The sequence below is a fragment of the Cobetia sp. 14N.309.X.WAT.E.A4 genome, from assembly GCF_030397495.1.
Taxonomy (GTDB): domain Bacteria; phylum Pseudomonadota; class Gammaproteobacteria; order Pseudomonadales; family Halomonadaceae; genus Cobetia; species Cobetia marina.
Genome location: NZ_JAPNXT010000022.1, coordinates 2,372 through 5,668 on the forward strand (window position 1 = coordinate 2,372; position 3,297 = coordinate 5,668).

2 rRNA genes are annotated in these 3,297 nt (G+C 53.3%); both read left to right on the forward strand.

What is annotated here, in order from left to right:
• Window positions 1-147 precede the first annotated feature (147 nt).
• Window positions 148-3,036, forward strand: a 23S ribosomal RNA gene (locus tag OW493_RS17115).
• Between the two features lie 137 nt (window positions 3,037-3,173).
• Window positions 3,174-3,289, forward strand: a 5S ribosomal RNA gene (gene rrf / locus OW493_RS17120).
• Window positions 3,290-3,297: the final 8 nt, after the last annotated feature.

The window sequence follows — 3,297 nt, forward strand, 5'->3', positions numbered from 1 at the left end:
CACTTCTCACTGTTCTCTGAACAGCCGCTCTTTAACAATGTGAATCATGCTGACGATGGAATGTGCGCCAAGCACATCTCCATCAAAACGATATGTCGGAGAGGTCCGACAGATTCGTAATCCTTGACAGACCCCTTGGGGTTATATGGTCAAGCGATTAAGCGCATACGGTGGATGCCTTGGCAGCCAGAGGCGATGAAGGACGTGATAGCCTGCGATAAGCGTTGGCGAGGTGGCAAATACCCTGCGACCCAACGATTTCCGAATGGGGAAACCCACTCACCATCAGGTGAGTATCTATAGGCCAATACATAACCTATAGAGGCAAACCCGGGGAACTGAAACATCTAAGTACCCGGAGGAAAAGAAATCAACCGAGATTCCCCAAGTAGCGGCGAGCGAACGGGGACCAGCCCTTAAGCGATACAACTGACAGACGAACAAGCTGGGAAGCTTGACGATACAGGGTGATAGTCCCGTAGTCGAAGTCTGAGTATCGTGAAATCGAGTAGGTCGGGGCACGAGAAACCTTGACTGAACATGGGGGGACCATCCTCCAAGGCTAAATACTCCTGGCTGACCGATAGTGAACCAGTACCGTGAGGGAAAGGCGAAAAGAACCCCGGCGAGGGGAGTGAAATAGATCCTGAAACCGTATGCGTACAAGCAGTGGGAGCACCTTCGTGGTGTGACCGCGTACCTTTTGTATAATGGGTCAGCGACTTATATTCTGTGGCGAGCTTAACCGTATAGGGGAGGCGTAGCGAAAGCGAGTCTTAACTGGGCGACCAGTCGCAGGGTATAGACCCGAAACCGGGCGATCTATCCATGGCCAGGGTGAAGATTGAGTAACATCAATTGGAGGCCCGAACCCAAGTATGTTGAAAAATGCTGGGATGAGCTGTGGATCGGAGTGAAAGGCTAATCAAGCCCGGAGATAGCTGGTTCTCCTCGAAAGCTATTTAGGTAGCGCCTCACGTATCACCGCTGGGGGTAGAGCACTGTTTCGGCTAGGGGGTCATCCCGACTTACCAACCCGAGGCAAACTCCGAATACCAGTGAGTGCAGCGTGGGAGACACACAGCGGGTGCTAACGTCCGTTGTGAAAAGGGAAACAACCCAGACCGTCAGCTAAGGTCCCAAAATCCTGATTAAGTGGGAAACGATGTGGGAAGGCTCAGACAGCTAGGAGGTTGGCTTAGAAGCAGCCATCCTTTAAAGAAAGCGTAATAGCTCACTAGTCGAGTCGGCCTGCGCGGAAGATATAACGGGGCTAAATCAGGTACCGAAGCTACGGGTTCATCCTTATGGATGAGCGGTAGAGGAGCGTCGTGTAAGCCAATGAAGGTGGATTGAGAAGTCTGCTGGAGGTATCACGAGTGCGAATGCTGACATGAGTAACGATAAGGGGAGTGAAAAACTCCCCCGCCGGAAGACCAAGGTTTTCTGTTCTACGTTAATCGGAGCAGAGTGAGTCGGCCCCTAAGGCGAGGCGGAAACGCGTAGTCGATGGGAAACGGGTTAATATTCCCGTACCGGATGTGGTTGCGATGGGGGGACGAAGAAGGCTAGGTGAGCCAGGCGTTGGTTGTCCTGGTGAAAGCATGTAGGCCGAGGAATCAGGCAAATCCGGTTCCTCTGAGGTCGAGATGCGAGACGAACTGACTACGGTCAGGAAGTCATCGATGCCACGCTTCCAGGAAAAGCCTCTAAGCTTCAGATCACATGCGACCGTACCCCAAACCGACACAGGTGGTCAGGTAGAGAATACCAAGGCGCTTGAGAGAACTCGGGTGAAGGAACTAGGCAAAATGGCACCGTAACTTCGGGAGAAGGTGCACCGGTTCGAGTGAAGGACTTGCTCCGTAAGCTCATACCGGTCGAAGATACCAGGTGGCTGCAACTGTTTATTAAAAACACAGCACTCTGCAAACGCGCAAGCGGACGTATAGGGTGTGACGCCTGCCCGGTGCCGGAAGGTTAATTGATGGGGTTAGGATTCGTCCGAAGCTCTTGATCGAAGCCCCGGTAAACGGCGGCCGTAACTATAACGGTCCTAAGGTAGCGAAATTCCTTGTCGGGTAAGTTCCGACCTGCACGAATGGCGTAATGATGGCCACGCTGTCTCCACCCGAGACTCAGTGAAATTGAAATCGCAGTGAAGATGCTGTGTACCCGCGGCTAGACGGAAAGACCCCGTGAACCTTTACTATAGCTTTACACTGGATGCTGATGTTGTCTGTGTAGGATAGCTGGGAGGCTTTGAAACCACGTCGCCAGATGCGGTGGAGCCAACCTTGAAATACCAGCCTGACATCATTGGCGTTCTAACTCAGGTCCGTTATCCGGATCGAGGACAGTGTATGGTGGGTAGTTTGACTGGGGCGGTCTCCTCCTAAAGAGTAACGGAGGAGCACGAAGGTACCCTCAGCACGGTTGGAAATCGTGCATTGAGTGCAAGAGCATAAGGGTGCTTGACTGCGAGACAGACACGTCGAGCAGGTACGAAAGTAGGTTCTAGTGATCCGGTGGTTCTGTATGGAAGGGCCATCGCTCAACGGATAAAAGGTACTCCGGGGATAACAGGCTGATACCGCCCAAGAGTTCACATCGACGGCGGTGTTTGGCACCTCGATGTCGGCTCATCACATCCTGGGGCTGAAGTCGGTCCCAAGGGTATGGCTGTTCGCCATTTAAAGTGGTACGCGAGCTGGGTTTAGAACGTCGTGAGACAGTTCGGTCCCTATCTGCCGTGGGCGTCGGAAGTTTGAGAAGAGCTGCTCCTAGTACGAGAGGACCGGAGTGGACGAACCTCTGGTGTTCGGGTTGTCATGCCAATGGCATTGCCCGGTAGCTACGTTCGGACGGGATAACCGCTGAAAGCATCTAAGCGGGAAGCCCCCTTCAAGATGAGACTTCCCTGAGGCCTTGCGCCTCCTGAAGGGCCCTTGAAGACTACAAGGTTGATAGGCTGGGTGTGGAAGCACAGCAATGTGTTGAGCTAACCAGTACTAATTGCCCGTGAGGCTTGACCATATAACACCCAAGGGGTTTGCTAAGGCAAACGCCGGGATTGCGACAGGATCGACGACATATCGGTCAGCATGATTCATATTGCGAGTCGCGAGGCCACAAGCCTCGAGACTCAGGCACCGCAAGGTGCCACCGTTTCGCCTGACGACCATAGCGAGCGTGAACCACCCGATCCCATGCCGAACTCGGAAGTGAAACCGCTTAGCGCCGATGGTAGTGTGGAGTTTCTCCATGTGAGAGTAGGTCATCGTCAGGCACTTATAC